Source organism: Rheinheimera metallidurans, assembly GCF_036983985.1.
Lineage (GTDB): Bacteria > Pseudomonadota > Gammaproteobacteria > Enterobacterales > Alteromonadaceae > Alishewanella > Alishewanella metallidurans.
Genome location: NZ_JALAHQ010000003.1, coordinates 391,484 through 406,457, shown reverse-complemented (window position 1 = coordinate 406,457; position 14,974 = coordinate 391,484). Strand labels below are relative to the sequence as shown.

The following is a 14,974-nucleotide window of genomic DNA, read 5'->3' as shown; positions in this document are numbered from 1 at the left end:
TTCGTTTCATTAAGTTGGCGTGGCAGTAACCAGCACCAAGAGAATAATAATAACGTGCAAAGACTATTTATAATTTGTTTAGCTTTATTGAGCTTAAATATACAGGCTGCGGATAACAAACCGCGTATTGCTATTATTATTGATGATATCGGCTACCATAAGGCCGATCTTAAACTGATAGATTTACCTTTTGCGCTTACCTTTTCGGTGCTGCCATATACCCCCTATGGTCAGAGTGCTGCACGCTACGCGTTTCAAGCACAAAAAGACGTAATGCTACACATGCCTATGCAAGCCTCTAATAGCAAACAACCTGGACCAGGTGCGCTGACAGCTGATATGTCTAGGCAGCAAGTGCATAAAGCGCTGCAACTAGCATTAGCCGACATTCCCTACGCTATTGGCATTAATAACCATATGGGCAGTTATTATACGGCTCAAGAACAACCAATGGCATGGGCGATGGAATATTTGCAAAAACGCCATTTATTCTTCGTCGACAGCCTAACAACCGCACAAAGCAAAGCAGGAAAGTATGCTCAACAATATGGGGTAACAAATTTAAGTAGGCAGGTGTTTTTAGATAATGAGCAAACTGAAGCGGCAATTTCAAAACAGTTTGAAACACTATTACGTATTGCGCGAAAACGCCAAACGGCGATAGCTATTGCCCATCCGTACCCAGAAACCTATACGTTTTTACGCAAAAACTTACCTAAACTACAAGAGCAAGGCATTGTTTTAGTAAGTATTACCCAGTTATTACCACAGAGTCATAATGTGATAGCGGCGGGGTTTACTGCACCGGCTAGTTCCGCGCCGTAATAATTTAGTTTAAAAGAAAAAATCACCAATGGCGGTTTTTTTTACTATTGCTTTTGTTGTTGTAAATAATGCAGTAACTCTGCAGGTGGCATCGGTTTAGCGTACATAAAGCCCTGCACCTCATCACAGCCCATTAATTTTAATGCCTGTTCCTGCGCTTTGTTCTCTACGCCCTCTGCAATAGTAAATAGCTGCAGACGCTTACCCAAATTTATAATGGTTTCGGTAATGACTTCACCCGCAGTTAAATCGAGGTCGCGAATAAATGCCCGATCAATTTTAATTCGGTCTAACGGTAGCTGTTGTAAATAACTCAACGATGAAAAACCAATACCAAAATCGTCAATTGCGACTTTAATACCAAAGCTTTTCAACTTCTGTAATGCATCAATCACCATTTTTGGCTCATCCATTACCACCGACTCGGTAATTTCCAATTCAAGGTATTCCGGTTTAACCTGGTATCGATTCACACAATCGATAACTGATTGCACAAAACCATGATTTCGAAACTGCGGCATAGACACATTTACGGCGATTCTTAAGCCGGCATAACCTTGTTTCTCCAAAGCCTTAATATGTAAGCAGGCTTGCTCTAGTACCCAGTTGCCAATGTCTATAATTAGCCCAGAATATTCAGCTAATGGAATAAACACCGCAGGAGAAATAAATTGACCATTCGCCTGTGGCCAGCGCAGTAGCGCTTCCATACCAACCATGCGCTGACTAGCCAGTTCAATCTGCGGTTGATACCACAACTCCAAGCGGTCGTTAAAAAAGTCATGTCGCAGCATTCTGAGCATAGCTAAACGCTCTGCCATCTCTTCTTCCATATCAGCGGTGTAATACTGATAATTAAACCCTAACCGCTTTTTGGCTTTATTTAGTGCTATATAAACATGCTTTAAAATAATTAACCCTTGCTCGGCACTATCAGTTAACCGACAAAGGCCAAAGGTAGCATTAACTTGCAGCGTATACTCAGAGGCATGAAAGGGTTCGTTAAACACCGCATTTAAACGCTCTGGTGTAAGCTCACTTTCTGGCCCTACCACACCAAATACATCAGCGCCAATGCGCCCTAGCTGGCATGTTTCACCAAAATATTCAATTAAGCGAAAAGTAATGGCGATCAATAATTCATTGCCAACATCTTGGCCTAAGCCATCATTCACATCAGAAAAGTGATCAACATCAATTAACACCGCAATGTTGTTTTCTGCCTCGTAGCGCCTGGTGTCTTGTAAGATCTGAATAAATTCGTTTCGATTTGGCGTTTTGGTTAGAGGGTCAATATAAGCCGCATGTTTAAGTTGCTGAAACAACGTTACATTTTCATAACCAATTGAAATATTGGTTAAAAAAACCTCTATTAGCTGACGATCAAGGGCTTCTACTGGCCGATTTGTTTCAATATAAACTGCCGCACTATGTTTATCATTACCAAGATAGAGCACGGTATCTAGATCAGTAAATATATGCTGGCGGTTTTGTAAGCATTGGGTAATTTGGCTAACGATACGGGTGTTATCTAAGCGGTTAAGTTGGCATTTAATATAGGGCGCAAACTGCCCTGCCGCACCTAGGACATAAATATTTTCGCTAGCGCTGCCGTCGTCTTCAATTTGCGCACACAGTACGCCTTCGGCATGCAAACCGATTAACGACGATATTTGCGTAACCACACCCTCAGAAAATTCATGTAAAGAGTGCTGTTCCAGTAAATTGGCGCCAGCGTTGATTATTTTTTGTAAGCCGCGACGGCTCTGGTTAATAGTACGAATTTGCTGATACGAACGTAAAGAAGCAATTATTGAGGTAACTAACTTACTGCGGGTTAATTCGGTTTTCGTTTTATAGTCATTAATATCATATTCTTTAATGACACTTTCTTCTGGCGCATAACCTGGCTGGCCGGTGCGCAGCACAATGCGCAGCTCTTCCATACACAGCTCGTCACGGATCTGGCGTACTACCTTTAGCCCAGCATCATCAGACTCCATCACTACGTCTAGCAGCACCAAGGCAATTTGTGGGTTTACACGCAAAAACTCTATTGCGGTTTTACCAGAATAAGCATGATGAAATACCAACTGTCGTCCCATAACCACTAAATCGTTCAGCGCCAACTTAGTAACGGTGTGTATTTCTTCGTCATCATCAACGATCAACAGATGCCATTCACCCAACGTCTGCTCTATAGCTGACCCTGCGGGATCATCCTCTGCTAAAAACAGAAAATCTTCATCCGTATCCAATGATGCCATAACTCAACCTTAAATAATGATTCTCATTAAATATACATGCTTAGTTTGCATAAGGGTAAGTTATAACATATTTTATTTTGAGCAAGCCTTATAGTGTTACTTGCGACAAATTAGTGCAACAACACGACTATTCTCATTGCTGTCTAGTGGATAACATTGTAATGACCAAAATAAATACCCTAACTGGCCAACAGCGCTTACAGCAACTGGCTAAATCGCAGTTTGGTAGTGCGGTTATACCACCGGTAGAAGCTGCAGGGAAAAGCACCAACTCAGAGCAAGGGCAATTTAGCGATAAGCATCGTCAACTATCTGCGCGCTCTGGCGCGAGTGTGGCAACGGGATATGCAGGGTTAACGTTAACACAGCGCGCTGAACGGCGCATACAAATGCAGCTAGAACGGCAGCAACAAAATCTTGAGCGTATTATGGCGCTAGCGCTAGAGTACTGCCCGGAATATGTGTCAACACAGGATATTGACCCTGATTGGTTTCAGCAGTTTTGTGATCTAACACTAGATATTTCTAATTTTAGTATGCAACAGCTATGGGCCAAGATTTTGGCTGGCGAAATTGCCAGCCCAGGCAAGTTTTCATTAAAAACACTACATACGTTAAAACGTATGAGCTTTAAAGAAGCACTAGCACTGCAACAAGCGGCGAATTTGAGTTGCCGTACGCGGCAAGACCCCACCGCACGTATCTATTTTGGTTATAGCCACCGGCCGTCATTATGGCGGGTATTAACCGGCCGCAGCCGAGCCGTATTAAATCTTAATCAATTTGGTTTAAGCTACACACAAATACTAAGCCTTATTGATATAGGTTTGTTACACAGCTCTGAAATTGAAAGCGGCGAGTTGCCTATTGGCCAGGCTCTAAACTGGCAATACCTACATCTGAATATCATTGGTACCATCAGCAGTAAAAATGTGGTGCTACAATATTATAAATATACCGCCAGCGGCGCTGAGTTATTACCGCTATTAAGCACTCAGCCAAACCAGCAGTATTTAGATGCCCTTAAACAATTATTGGTCGGTATTGTTAGCTTTTCCGATTAAACACCAACGCAAGATTAAGTCTAGCTTTGTCGCTTCCAGTGGCTTAAAAATTACGTCATTCATACCCGCACTAACAAACGCATTTACTTCCTCTTCTAGCGCGTGCGCAGTAAACGCCAGTATGGGCGTATGCAGATAGGCAGGTAGCTGGCGTAATTGCTTAGCGACCTCTGTTCCAGCAATATCAGGTAGTTGTATATCCAGTAGAATAGTATCAAAAGTATACTGTTGACATAGCTTTAGGGCGTCAATACCACAGCTAGCGGTATAAAGTTGTACTGGTTGGTCTTTTAACAATACTTGTACAAACGCAAGGTTAGTTGCATTGTCGTCGACTACTAACAAACTAGGATGACTTGGCGTTGTCGGCGCCGTTAAGCGCAGATCATCAAGACAAAATGGATTGGATCTTACTTCTAGCTGTAACGCCTCACGCCATACTGGCAATTGCGCGGCAGAGGCATAACAGAGTACACGGCCAGGTTGCCGACTAAGCCACTGCAACTGCTCTCGCCACTGCGACAACTCTGCAGGCTCCGGCAACATAATAACCGCAGTGTCATAAGAAAACTGCTTAGCCGCTCGTTCTAGCTCGGCTAAGTTAGTACATTGTGCCAACTGTTCGGCAAGCGGTGTTAAGCCTTCAGCTCGCTCTACAAGGCTGGCATGCTGCTGATCACATAGTAAGAGATGAGGCACTTTAGTTGGTACTAGTGCAACTGCGTCGGTTACAGGTAAAACTAGGGCAATTGTGCAACCTAGCCCTTCTAAAGACTGTATCGTCAAGCTTGCTTGTAATTGCCGCATTAATACGATCAGAATACCAACGTCACTCTCATGCCACTGCAATGAGCGGGTGTCATCACCAGCTAACAACTGCCGGATCCTTGATGAAATACCATCACCATTTCCGGTAATACTAAGATGTAAGGCAATATCAGACTGGCTAACCTTAAGCTGTACGCGCAAGGTTAGATCAGAAACAGACTTAGCTCTACTGGCTATTTGTGCCATAGTTACCAGCAACATTGCTAAGTGTGCAGATGAAAAACTAATTTCGTAGCTTAAATTATCAGCCGTTTCAAATAACTGAAGCTCTATCGCTTTACTACTACATAATTGCTGCAGTACAGAGCGCTGATCAGCAAGAAAGGTAGACAGTTTAAACTGCTGCGGTGGCTCTTTAGCAGCGCCAAGCTCTAGCTTTAGTAATCGTATTTGCGCTAACAGATGCTCGGTTAATTCGTTATCACTTAATTCGGCATGCTGCCGTATTTGCTGCAAGCTAAACAAACAGTTTTGTATCAACTGTTCAGACGACGAACACTGTAACTGCAATGCAGAATATTGCTGCTGAATTTGCTCACACTGCTGTTGCACTTGCTCAAGCTGCTGCTGCAATTGTTGGTTGGTTTGTTCCGCTGCTGTGATTATTTCCGATTGATATTGGCTTAGCCGATTTAACGCTGGCTTTAAAATCACTAATTCCGGTACCAACTCTTCGTTAAGTTTAACATTAAGCTGGCCGTGGCATAGTTGATTTAGTTTGTGCACAATTAAACTAACATCGGTATGTTGACGCTGTGCCAATTGCATTAGATGCTTTTGCAGCATCATCAGCACGACGAGGCCGATTAAGCCCACAATACCAATGGGCGGCAACCAATCCCCAAGCCCAATTACTGGTTCAAATACCAGTAACAGATAATGCGGCTCTAAGTATGCGTTACTGCTTTTACTGCCATTGGTAACATCTTGAGTATTAAGTGGCTGTAGTGCTAATAGCTGATTGGCGTAAGACTGTATAGAAAATGAATGAACAGGTTGGCTATAAGTGAAATTTTTAACTACGCCAATGGCGTCTGTCGTGACAAGTACCTGATGTTGCTGATTATAAATAGCGATGGCATTTAAAGGCACGGCACTGGTATAACGTAGATTATTTAACTGCGCCTTTAATAGTTCGGTATCTTTTGTTTTTAGTAATGGTTGAATACTAGACTGCAACATTGCAGCCATCTGTTCAATTTGAATATGTTGTTGGGTTTCTGCTTCAAATTTAAACCACAGCCCAATAAATGATGCCATAGCAATAAGTGCAATTAACCATGGCAGCATTATCTGCCGAAAATAATTGGGCAAAATTAAACCTGAACCATTAAGGATGCGGTAACTATAAAGCTATTCGATTAGTGTAACAAGGTAACTATGCGGTAATAATATAAGGTGCGCTGCAGTGAGCCGCAACGCACCAGTAAATTAAAAATGAAACTCTACACCGACAAAAACACCAGTAAAATCGAGATCGGCATACAGATCATCGATATCATCAAGCCTTAAATTAACTGCTCGGTAGCCTGCTTTTAAACGCATATTAACTGCTAAATTATCTAACAGCGCATAACCAATGCCTGCTTGTACATCATATAAGCGGCTACCGCTATAAGATACAAAACTACCTTGCGCAAACAGGTCAAGGCCAGTTAACGGCAAACCAACGTTAGCCGATGTGTAAAGCATAGGTATAATTTGTGATACATTTTGCACCCCAGCAAGGTTGCCTGCTGTTTGCGATACACCAACACTGCCCTTAATGTATTTGCCATTAACGCCAAAGTCTAAGCTAACCAGATCGTTATCAAGAATTTCATAATACAAAACATAATCAGTGTTAGTTAAATCAACCTGATTATTAACTTGGCTACCAGCAAGAAAGCCGCTATCAGCAAAACTAAAATTAGCATCAAGCGTGGTTACGCCACTGGCTTCCAGTTTATTATGCTGCAAGCGAATATTAGGTAATAAAGGAATAGGATGCTCTAGCGCAACATAAAATGACGTTTGCGTTTTATCATCAAACTTAAACTGCTGCATTGCCCCAGTATCGGCAAAGCTACCTTTGGTTGCTGCGTTCCAACCATCGGCACCTATATACAAACCAAGCAATGTATCGGCGCTAACCGCACTACTTAACAAGATACTGCTTAGCGACAATATTAATGCTGTTTTTTTCATACTGTGTTTTACCCTTGTGTTAATAATTCAGACAAATCGATAAGCGCCGCATTTGCCCGAGAAATATAATTCGCCATCACCAAACTGTGATTCGCCATTAAGCCAAAGCCACTACCATTAAGTATCATTGGGCTCCAAATAGTTTGTTGCGTAGCCTCAAGTTCACGAATAATTTGGCGTAAACTCACCATGGCATTTTTTCGTTGTAGTACATCCGCAAAATCAGTCTCAATGGCTTTTAAAAAATGTAATAACGCCCAACTTGCGCCTCGCGCTTCGTAAAACTCGTCATCTAGTTTCCACCAACTGGTTTTTACCATTGAACTGTCAGCTACATTAGTTGACTGGCGTGCTGAAGTTTCACCAGCTAAATCGGTGTTCACCCTGTCTTGACCAACACTGGCGCTTAAACGCTGAGAATAACTACCAAGACGTTTTTGTACCGCATTTAACCAATCGCGTAAATTATCGGCACGGGCATAAAATTGGCTGTCAGGTTTGGCAGGATCGGCCAATTCAGTGCGATACAAATACAGTTTAGCAATAGCTTTACGGTATTCAGACTCAGCACTGGGAATAGCCCAATTACGATGATCAATATTAAACATCGGTTGCGCCAGTTTTAAATGTACGTTTTCTGTAGATTGTGACTGCGAGCGGCTGAAGTCTTTACGTAATGCTAGCGCTAGGTCGCGCGACATTTCTAGCACGCCTAATTCCCATGCTGGCATATTATCTAAAAACACAAACGGCGGCATAATATCATTCGAAATATAACCACCGCGCTTATCTAATAAGGTTTCACTTACCCTTATTAACGCCGTTGTGGTGCTATAACCAATCATCGCATCGCTGCCAAGTTGCTGTCGACTTTGCTTAATTTCATCAACCAGCATGTCTGGCTCTTGGCTAACCCACCAACCGGTTATATAAAACAACACCAACACTAGCGCGAGTGCTGCACCAATCAGTTTTTTATTTAACATTTTATATCCTTTAACGTTTCGGCATTGCCACTACGGGCAATGACAGCGTTAACTGCTGACCATCAGCAAACTGTAATACAACATCAATTGATTGACCAATGCTTAGGCTGCTAGCCGGTTCAAATAACATTAAATGCAAACCACCGGGCGCAAGCGCAATGCTGTTTCCGGCTGTTATAACTATTTGCTCAACTTGTTCCATACGCATCATGCCGTCTTTATGGCTATGTTGATGCAACTCAGCGCGCGCAAACGCCGGTGTTGTTGCGCCAACGAGAACTTGGTCTTGGGCTGAACTATTATGCAGTGTAAAATATGCCGCAGTAACCGTGCGACCAGGCATTGGCAAACGCACTTGCCCACTATCGCCAGTTACAGCGCTCTCGGTTGTGGCAAATGCACTGGCACTTAAAAACAGCAAGGCAGTAAAAAATAATCGCATGTTATTTCCCCTTGAAAGTCACTGTCTTATATTACACCAGTTTCGCTAACCGCACAGCCTGTAACGTAAATCAATATTTGTAATACCGTTTAACGGTCTGGCAAAACAACCGCAGCAACCAAGTAGGCGACTATTATGGCGGTTGGAAATAGCAGCAACAATACAATAGCGAGTAACCGAATTAACCACCGCGGTTGTTGATAATAACCAGCAAAACCAGCGCATACTCCGGCAACTTTGCGATAGGCTCTTGCGCAGTACCAACGGTTAGTATCATAAGTTGCCATTTGTATAGTCTCCGGTTGTGTTGTCATAAGGTGTATTATTTTTTTTTGCTATCCACATCAATACAATGAATAGCGTAAAAGTGAGTAATTCAGTGCTTATCCAGCTCATTCCTTTTACTCCGTTAACGGTGCAAGCCACTGCCACAACAGCATCGCTGACAAAATACTTAGCGCAGGGCTTAAAAAAATCAGCAATAACCAGCTAGATGACACGAGCACGGTTTACTTAGCCGCGCGCTGCAATGGCTGGTCTGCTTTATAAGCCAGCATCTGACGCACTGCACTATCTGGTGTTTTAGCCAACCGGCTATTTAACTCGTTAGCTGTTTTTGTTAGCGCTAATTTAACATCTAGTAGCATGCTATGGCGCAGTTCGATAAGTTGCACGCTTGCCACTGAACGCATCTGTTCAGATAGTTCATTAGCCGATATTGCAGTGCTATAAATGCTTGTCGCAAAAGTAGTGGTAATCAAAAGTGTAGTAAGTGCTTTCATTATTATGTCCTTAAAATAGTTAGCTCAATTTACTGCATTACACACTAGGTGTTTCAAGTGCTGTGCCAACCATGAAAAAACACGTAACTCATTGATTAAATTTAAAAACAAAAAAGGCGAGCCGTTTTGCATCGGCTCGCCTTTTATCTGAAAACTAAAATGTGGTTAAATTAGCTAACTAGGTAGTCAATTCCGCTACAGGAGTGACTTTTGCCAATGCCTGTAGCAATAACTCAGGTGTAGCCGTGCTTAAATGCCCCTGCTCGCTCAGCAAGCGTCGCCATTGTCGTGCACCTGGTAGTCCTTGAAATAAGCCCAGCATGTGCCGTGCAATGTGCCAAAAACGCGCGCCCTCGCACATTTGTTGCTCGATGTACGGCAACATCTCTAGCACCACCTGCTGCGGCGTTCGAACGGTGCCAGTAGCACCATAAATTAGCTCGTCCACCGCACTTAATAACATTGGATTGGTGTAGGCTTCGCGCCCCACCATTACACCATCTAAATGCAGCAACTGCTGCTGCACTTGCTCAAGCGTTTTAATACCGCCATTAATACTGATATTTAGCTGTGGAAACTCGCGCTTTAATTGATACACCCGCGCATAGTTTAACGGCGGAACTTCGCGATTCTCTTTCGGGCTTAAGCCTTTAAGCCATGCTTTGCGGGCATGCACAATAAATTGCTGGCAACCTGCTGCCGCTGTTGTAGCAACAAAATCTTGTAAGAACTGATAATCATCTGAGTCATCAATACCAATGCGGGTTTTCACGGTAATAGGAATGCTAACAACATCTTGCATGGCTTTAACGCAATCAGCTACCAGTTGCGGTTGTGCCATTAAGCACGCGCCAAACATGCCGTTTTGCACCCGGTCTGACGGGCAACCAACGTTAATATTTACCGCATCATAGCCGCGCTGCTCTGCCAGCTTGGCACAATGCGCCATATCAGCGGGGTTAGACCCACCCAATTGCAACACCACCGGGTGCTCTTGGGTATTAAACGCTAAATAATCCCCACTGCCATAAATAATAGCCCCAGTAGTAACCATCTCGGTATAAAGCACCGCATGCTGAGTTAACAACCGGTGAAAATAACGGCAATGCCTATCGGTCCAATCCAGCATGGGCGCAATAGAAAACTTATGATCAGTTAGTACTAAAGAGGTCATTCGTTACTTCATATCCGGCAGGTTGCGGCCGTAAAACACTTCGCGCATTTCACGGAATACCTTTTTGCTAATGGTTTTTTGCTCTTCTGCTGTCATAGAGTCGGTGCCCATACCAAACAAATAATTGTTTAGGTCGGCTTCTTTTAACATCATTTTGGTATGAAACAGATTATCTTGGTAAACGTTTACGTCAATCATCTGGAATGCTTGTTTGGTTTCATTATCCATAAAATTTTGAATAGACGTTATTGGATGATCGATGTAATGCTTAGTACCACTGATATCGCGGGTAAAACCGCGGACACGATAGTCAATAGTCACTACGTCAGACTCAAAACTGTGGATTAAAAAATTCAGCGCTTTTAATGGCGAGATAATACCGCAGGTAGATACTTCAATATCGGCACGAAACGTACAAATACCATCATGCGGGTGCACTTCTGGGTAAGTATGTACACAGATATGGCTTTTATCTAAATGCGCTACTACAGCGTCAGGGCGCGGGCCTGGGTTTTCTGAGTTATCAGGGTCGACCAGTATTGGCTCTTCACTTACTAATATAGTTACGCTGGCGCCTTGCGGATCATAATCTTGGCGTGCAACGTTTAAAATATTGGCGCCAATAATATCAGTAACTTCGGTTAAGATATCGGTAAGGCGATCCGCATTATACTGCTCATCAATATATTCAATATATTCTTGCCGGTGCTGCTCGGTTTTAGCATAGCAAATGTCATAAAGACTGAAACTCAGGCTTTTGGTCAGGTTATTAAACCCGTGTAGTTTCAATTTTTCAAAAGGCTTTACCACTTAACACGCTCTCCGCTAAAAACCGCTCACCGGTTATAAATTAAATTACTCTGGTTTATTCTGCTGTTGGCTTTAAATCTGAAGCCTTAACACTAAAGGAATGCGTTACTGCAACACTACCCGATAGCATTATTGATACTGAACAATATTTATCAGCTGACAACTGCACTGCTCGTTCAACCTGCTTTTCACTTAGGTTAAAACCGGTTACTTCAAAATGCAGATGTATTTTGGTAAACACTTTAGGAATAGTTTCAGCGCGCTCTGCGCTTAGCTTTACTTCGCAGTCTACGACTTGCTGACGGGCTTTTTGCAAAATACTAACGACGTCAACCGAGGAGCATGCTCCCGCGGCCATTAATACCATTTCCATAGGGCTGGGCGCGCAACTATCACTACTATTGCCATCAAAGACTACAGCATGACCACTGCCAGAACGACCAATAAAGGTGTTGTTATCTTGCCACTTGACGCTTGCTTCCATTACCGCCCCCTATTTCTAAAAATAAAGAGACTATTCTACGGAAAAGCAGCGAGGGTATCTAGCCTATTTGTTATCAGGGAGGGAGCTAATCGAGTAAATCGGCAATAGCATTGTCAAATAAATTTTTGATTAGTAACGAAACTTCATTAATAAGTTCAGCTTGTTGGTTAGTGGCGTTTTTTTCTAACACGCTAGCGAGCACTTCCTGAAAGTCATACATGATGCCATCAACTTCACGAATAATCATACTGCGGTGATTTATTTCTAGCTCGGTGTGCTGAGTACAAAGTGCGATGATTTGCTCAGCAATAGACTCTTCAAGCAGTTCGCCAATGGTTTTCTTGCCCTCGCCATTACCCGTTGCTTCAAACAAGGATAAATGCTCAGTCAAAAACTGGATCAAGTGTTCGTATCCTGGTTTGTCTGTGACCATAACTTGCTTACACCCGATCTGCGGTAAGAAACACCAATAAGTTATCGTTATTTAAGCAAAATAACACAAATAAAACAAATCGGGGCGTAGGCCCCGATAAGATTTATTTTTTATTCGCTTAGAACGTTAAACCTGGTGACAGCTGTTCAGGCATCACCACTTGCTCTAGTTCAACCGATGCCACTGGATACGCGCAATAGTCAGCAGCATAATAAGCGCTGGCTCTGTGGTTACCACTTGCGCCGATACCACCAAAAGGTGCGGCAGAACTAGCGCCAGTTATTGGCCGGTTCCAGTTAACTATACCAGCGCGGATACGACGGAAGAAATGCTGATATAACTCAGCGCTATCGCTTAACAAGCCTGCCGATAAACCAAATCGAGTAAGGTTGGCACTATCAATTGCTTGGTCAAAATCAGTAAAACGGAATACTTTTAACAGCGGGCCGAAATGCTCATCGTCTGGAAAATCAGTTACGTTAGAGCATTCAATAATACCCGGTGTAACCAATGCTGTGCTTTCATCTAAATGACGCATTTCTAAAAGTACCTTGCCACCTAGCTCAACCAGCTGTTGTTGCACCGCCAGCATGCCCTTGGCTGCAGCAACCGAAATCATTGAGCCCATAAAAGGCTGTACTGCTGCATCATAAATACCCACGGTAATGTTTCGGCTTACCTCTAACAGGCGCGCTAAAATCGCGTCACCTTGGGCGCCAACCGGTAAATATAATTTACGGGCACAAGTACAGCGTTGACCAGAAGAGATAAACGCTGATTGCACAATATCGTGCACTGCGGCATCAATGTTACTAACGTCTTGCACAATCAGCGGATTGTTACCGCCCATTTCTAAGGCTAAAATTTTATCTGGACGGCCAGCAAATTGCTGGTGTAAATAATGGCCAGTGCGCGAGCTACCGGTAAAGAAAATACCATCAACGCCATCATGGCCTGCAATGGCTTTGCCGGTGTCTACTTCACCTTGTAATAAATTTAATACGCCTGCTGGAATGCCGGCCTGCTGCCATAGCTTCATGGTGTCTTCCGCTACCTTTGGCGTTAATTCTGATGGCTTAAACAACACCGCATTTCCTGCCAATAACGCTGGAACAATGTGCCCATTGGGTAAATGACCTGGGAAATTATAAGGGCCAAATACAGCAACTACGCCATGAGGTTTGTGACGAATAAAGGCTTTACCCTGTGGCATGGGATTTTCTTTGCTACCGGTACGTTCTTGGTAAGCGCGTACTGAAATATCAATTTTACCAATCATTGCGCCAATTTCGGTACGCGCTTCCCACAGGGCTTTACCTGTTTCTTGCGCTACTGATAACGCCATAGCTTCTTTATTTTCTGTTAGCAATTCAGCAAATTTTTTGACTATGGCAACACGCTGTTCAAAACTTAAACCGGCCCAGTGATATTGCGCTTGGCGAGCACTTTGTACCGCCATATCGACCTGATTGGCAGTGGCCGCATGACCCTGCCAAATTTGCACGTTTTTTGCCGGATCTAGTGAGTTAAATACATTGCCTTCACCTTGCAACCATTGGCCGTTAATAAATTGTTCCGCGTGTTTCATTAAATACCTCTGTTAAATTCAGCTTGCCGTTTAAATACGGGTTACTCTTACCCAGTCACCTGCAGCCACTTGCAATGCCTCAGCTACCGCAGCGGGTATAACAACCTGTTCGCTATATTCATTTATATCTAACGCTAACCAGGTAGCACGATAATCTGCCAACTTAGTGTTACTAATTAAAAAGGGTTGGCCTTGCGTAACTGTGCCTATTTGCACTTGTAAACGCTGGCTATTACGCACTGAGCGAATATGCTCTACCCGAGCTTCAACCGTAGGGCCAGCATCAAAAATATCGACATAGCCCCGATTAGAAAAACCTTCCGAGCGTAACAGCGCAAGCGCAGGTTTAGTTTGTTCGTGCACTTCGCCAATTACTGCCTGCGCTTTCTTGCTCAGCAAGCTAACATAAATAGGATATTTCGGCATCAGTTCAGCGATAAACACCTTCTGGCCAATGCCGGTTAGATAATCTGCTGTAGGGAAATCAACACTAAAAAAATGTTCTTGCAACCACTGCCAAAACGGTGAGCTACCATCACTTTCAGATACACCGCGCATTTCGGCAATAACCCGATCAGCAAAACGTGATGAAAACTCAGCTAAAAATAAAAATCGCATCTTTGATAATAACCGACCGTTATTTTTCTCACGTCGGTTTTCTCGTAAAAACAATGTACACAACTCACTGACACCAGTGTAGTCATTGCACAAGGTTAATATGTCTACGGTTTTATATACACCCAGCGAGCGCGAACTATGTACCACCTTACCTAAATGGTAATGGTAAAACGCATCTTCAAGCCCTACTGCGGCTTCTATTGCGCTGGTACCACAAATTTCACCAGTGGTGGTATCTTCTAATACAAAGAGATAGCCTTCATCACCTGGCTGGCTAACGACCTTGCTGAATGACTGTTCCGAGCGGGTGATCTTGCGCATCAATAGCTCGTCATTTACCGGTAGTGAAGTAAAACCATGCCCCGATTCCACCGCAATACCATATAAGGCGGGGTAATCATCTGCACGGATTGGGCGAATCACCATCATCGTCGCTTACTCCAATTTTGCTTTATTGTTTGGGGCAAAATTACCCCATGGCTTCAT

15 protein-coding genes are annotated in these 14,974 nt (G+C 43.3%); 2 read left to right on the top strand and 13 right to left on the bottom strand.

Annotation, left to right across the window (positions count from 1 at the left end):
* Window positions 1-54 precede the first annotated feature (54 nt).
* Window positions 55-825, top strand: a complete 771-nt coding sequence (locus MN199_RS10980; RefSeq protein ID WP_132584904.1) for a divergent polysaccharide deacetylase family protein — start codon at window positions 55-57, stop codon at window positions 823-825.
* 44 nt (window positions 826-869) lie between these two features.
* On the opposite strand, the gene MN199_RS10975 is transcribed toward MN199_RS10980, so the two are convergent.
* On the bottom strand, window positions 870-3,092 hold the full coding sequence (locus tag MN199_RS10975) for a bifunctional diguanylate cyclase/phosphodiesterase (RefSeq protein ID WP_335739445.1): 2,223 nt from the start codon (window positions 3,090-3,092) through the stop codon (window positions 870-872).
* A 161-nt stretch (window positions 3,093-3,253) separates the two neighbouring features.
* Here MN199_RS10975 and MN199_RS10970 point away from each other — a divergent pair, with 161 nt between their 5' ends.
* On the top strand, window positions 3,254-4,156 hold the full coding sequence (locus MN199_RS10970) for a TIGR03899 family protein (RefSeq protein WP_335739444.1): 903 nt from the start codon (window positions 3,254-3,256) through the stop codon (window positions 4,154-4,156).
* On the opposite strand, the gene MN199_RS10965 is transcribed toward MN199_RS10970, so the two are convergent.
* From MN199_RS10965 to astA, 12 genes are all read right to left on the bottom strand, one after another.
* Window positions 4,124-6,274, bottom strand: coding sequence for a response regulator (locus MN199_RS10965; protein ID WP_335739443.1), 2,151 nt, complete (start codon window positions 6,272-6,274; stop codon window positions 4,124-4,126). The two genes, MN199_RS10970 and MN199_RS10965, sit on opposite strands and share 33 nt — an antisense overlap.
* Window positions 6,275-6,415: 141 nt before the next feature.
* Entirely contained in the window at window positions 6,416-7,171 is a 756-nt protein-coding gene (locus tag MN199_RS10960; protein ID WP_335739442.1) for a TIGR04219 family outer membrane beta-barrel protein, read from the bottom strand.
* 8 nt (window positions 7,172-7,179) lie between these two features.
* On the bottom strand, window positions 7,180-8,157 hold the full coding sequence (locus MN199_RS10955) for a DUF2333 family protein (RefSeq protein WP_335739441.1): 978 nt from the start codon (window positions 8,155-8,157) through the stop codon (window positions 7,180-7,182).
* Window positions 8,158-8,167: 10 nt separating this feature from the next.
* Window positions 8,168-8,599, bottom strand: a complete 432-nt coding sequence (locus tag MN199_RS10950) for a copper chaperone PCu(A)C (protein WP_335739440.1) — start codon at window positions 8,597-8,599, stop codon at window positions 8,168-8,170.
* 89 nt (window positions 8,600-8,688) lie between these two features.
* The gene (locus MN199_RS10945) at window positions 8,689-8,886 is read right to left on the bottom strand and encodes a PspC domain-containing protein (RefSeq protein ID WP_132584918.1); all 198 of its coding nucleotides are present in this window, start codon (window positions 8,884-8,886) and stop codon (window positions 8,689-8,691) included.
* A 222-nt stretch (window positions 8,887-9,108) separates the two neighbouring features.
* Window positions 9,109-9,381, bottom strand: coding sequence for a hypothetical protein (locus tag MN199_RS10940; protein ID WP_335739439.1), 273 nt, complete (start codon window positions 9,379-9,381; stop codon window positions 9,109-9,111).
* Between the two features lie 178 nt (window positions 9,382-9,559).
* Window positions 9,560-10,555, bottom strand: coding sequence for a tRNA dihydrouridine(20/20a) synthase DusA (gene dusA, locus MN199_RS10935; protein ID WP_335739438.1), 996 nt, complete (start codon window positions 10,553-10,555; stop codon window positions 9,560-9,562).
* 3 nt (window positions 10,556-10,558) lie between these two features.
* On the bottom strand, window positions 10,559-11,365 hold the full coding sequence (gene speD / locus MN199_RS10930) for an adenosylmethionine decarboxylase (RefSeq protein ID WP_335739437.1): 807 nt from the start codon (window positions 11,363-11,365) through the stop codon (window positions 10,559-10,561).
* Window positions 11,366-11,420: 55 nt separating this feature from the next.
* Complete coding sequence (locus MN199_RS10925; protein ID WP_132584926.1) at window positions 11,421-11,849, bottom strand: OsmC family protein; 429 nt, start codon at window positions 11,847-11,849, stop codon at window positions 11,421-11,423.
* Between the two features lie 85 nt (window positions 11,850-11,934).
* Complete coding sequence (locus tag MN199_RS10920; protein ID WP_132584928.1) at window positions 11,935-12,282, bottom strand: DUF3802 family protein; 348 nt, start codon at window positions 12,280-12,282, stop codon at window positions 11,935-11,937.
* 118 nt (window positions 12,283-12,400) lie between these two features.
* Window positions 12,401-13,870, bottom strand: a complete 1,470-nt coding sequence (astD, locus tag MN199_RS10915) for a succinylglutamate-semialdehyde dehydrogenase (protein WP_335739436.1) — start codon at window positions 13,868-13,870, stop codon at window positions 12,401-12,403.
* Window positions 13,871-13,900: 30 nt separating this feature from the next.
* Window positions 13,901-14,917 (bottom strand): arginine N-succinyltransferase, encoded by a 1,017-nt coding sequence (astA, locus tag MN199_RS10910; RefSeq protein WP_132584932.1) that lies wholly within the window; start codon window positions 14,915-14,917, stop codon window positions 13,901-13,903.
* Between the last annotated feature and the right edge of the window lie 57 nt (window positions 14,918-14,974).

Excerpts from the sequence above, each read along its gene's own strand:
- MN199_RS10940 (WP_335739439.1), bottom strand. The coding sequence starts at position 9,381 with ATGAAAGCACTTACTACACTTTTGATTACCACTACTTTTGCGACAAGC.
- MN199_RS10960 (WP_335739442.1), bottom strand. The coding sequence starts at position 7,171 with ATGAAAAAAACAGCATTAATATTGTCGCTAAGCAGTATCTTGTTAAGT.
- astD (WP_335739436.1), bottom strand. The coding sequence starts at position 13,870 with ATGAAACACGCGGAACAATTTATTAACGGCCAATGGTTGCAAGGTGAA.
- dusA (WP_335739438.1), bottom strand. The coding sequence starts at position 10,555 with ATGACCTCTTTAGTACTAACTGATCATAAGTTTTCTATTGCGCCCATG.
- MN199_RS10920 (WP_132584928.1), bottom strand. The coding sequence starts at position 12,282 with ATGGTCACAGACAAACCAGGATACGAACACTTGATCCAGTTTTTGACT.
- MN199_RS10970 (WP_335739444.1), top strand. The coding sequence starts at position 3,254 with ATGACCAAAATAAATACCCTAACTGGCCAACAGCGCTTACAGCAACTG.
- MN199_RS10975 (WP_335739445.1), bottom strand. The coding sequence starts at position 3,092 with ATGGCATCATTGGATACGGATGAAGATTTTCTGTTTTTAGCAGAGGAT.
- MN199_RS10955 (WP_335739441.1), bottom strand. The coding sequence starts at position 8,157 with ATGTTAAATAAAAAACTGATTGGTGCAGCACTCGCGCTAGTGTTGGTG.
- MN199_RS10950 (WP_335739440.1), bottom strand. The coding sequence starts at position 8,599 with ATGCGATTATTTTTTACTGCCTTGCTGTTTTTAAGTGCCAGTGCATTT.
- MN199_RS10945 (WP_132584918.1), bottom strand. The coding sequence starts at position 8,886 with ATGGCAACTTATGATACTAACCGTTGGTACTGCGCAAGAGCCTATCGC.
- MN199_RS10965 (WP_335739443.1), bottom strand. The coding sequence starts at position 6,274 with ATGCTGCCATGGTTAATTGCACTTATTGCTATGGCATCATTTATTGGG.
- MN199_RS10925 (WP_132584926.1), bottom strand. The coding sequence starts at position 11,849 with ATGGAAGCAAGCGTCAAGTGGCAAGATAACAACACCTTTATTGGTCGT.
- astA (WP_132584932.1), bottom strand. The coding sequence starts at position 14,917 with ATGATGGTGATTCGCCCAATCCGTGCAGATGATTACCCCGCCTTATAT.